Below are 1,063 nucleotides of genomic sequence, written 5' to 3' on the forward strand. Positions count from 1 at the left end.
GCCTTTTCCGACTCGCCCGCCTCCTTCTGGCCCAGGGGCCCCCCTCCCTGCGGAGTGTGGCGGTGCGGACGCTCACAGGTCTTCTGCGGCAACGGGTACAGGGGTGGGAAAAGTGATGAGAGGTCAGAAGCCCGATGGAGGTTGACGTTTTAGCCCCGGGTGGCTAAACTTGGCTTTGCGCCTATACGGGCGCTAGAAGGCCGAGGCGTAGCGCAGCCTGGTAGCGCACTCCTTTGGGGTGGGAGTGGTCGGAGGTTCAAATCCTCTCGCCTCGACCAAGAAAACCGCCTGAGCTTGCTCAGGCGGTTTCGGTTTGGTGGGGCTAGCCCTCAAACCCAAGGAGCACCGGCTCCTCGAGTAGCTCTGCTATAAAGCGGCAGAAGCGGGCTGCATCGGCCCCATCAATGAGGCGGTGGTCGTACGAGAGGGAAAAAGGCATGATTTGGCGGGGCTCAAAACCCTCCTTCTCGGGGTTCCATACCGGTTCTATGCTGCTGCGGGAAACCCCCAGGATGGCCACCTCCGGCCAGTTGACAATGGGGGTGAAGCCCGTTCCACCGATGCCGCCGAGGTTGGAGATAGAGAATGTGGCGCCCTGCATCTCCTCGGGGGTGAGTTTGCGCTCCCGGGCTTTTGCGGCCAGCTCGCCCAGCTCGAGGGCCAGGGTGAAGACCCCCTTCTTGTCCACATCCCGGATGACCGGGACCAACAGCCCGGCCGGGGTGTCCACCGCCACCCCTAAGTGGACGTAGTCCTTGTAGATAATCTCGTTCTTCTCCAGATCAATGGAGGCATTGAACTTGGGGAAGTTTTTCAGGGCTGCGGCCACCACCTTGAGCAAAATGGCGGTCATGGTCAGCTTGGCCCCACGTTTCTCGGCTTTGGGGGCTAGCTTTTTGCGCCAGGCTTCCATCTCGGTGATGTCGGCCTTGTCAAAGTGGGTGACCATGGGCACCAGGCTCCAGGCCTGGGCCATGCTGCGCACGGTGGCCCGGCGTACCCCGGACATGGCCTCGCGGCGTACCGGCCCGAACTTGCTGAAGTCTGGAAGGGTGGGGGAGGG

1 protein-coding gene and 1 tRNA gene are annotated in these 1,063 nt (G+C 62.3%); one reads left to right on the forward strand and one right to left on the reverse strand.

Annotation, left to right across the window (positions count from 1 at the left end):
• Positions 1-201: 201 nt before the first annotated feature.
• A tRNA-Pro gene (locus Mlute_RS15305) sits at positions 202-278 on the forward strand.
• Positions 279-322: 44 nt separating this feature from the next.
• On the opposite strand, the gene Mlute_RS15310 is transcribed toward Mlute_RS15305, so the two are convergent.
• Positions 323-1,063, reverse strand: a 741-nt coding sequence (locus tag Mlute_RS15310) for a 2-oxo acid dehydrogenase subunit E2 (RefSeq protein WP_182482600.1), incomplete at its 5' end; no start/stop codon positions are given.

It is taken from the genome of Meiothermus luteus, from assembly GCF_003574085.1.
Classification (GTDB): domain Bacteria; phylum Deinococcota; class Deinococci; order Deinococcales; family Thermaceae; genus Meiothermus; species Meiothermus luteus.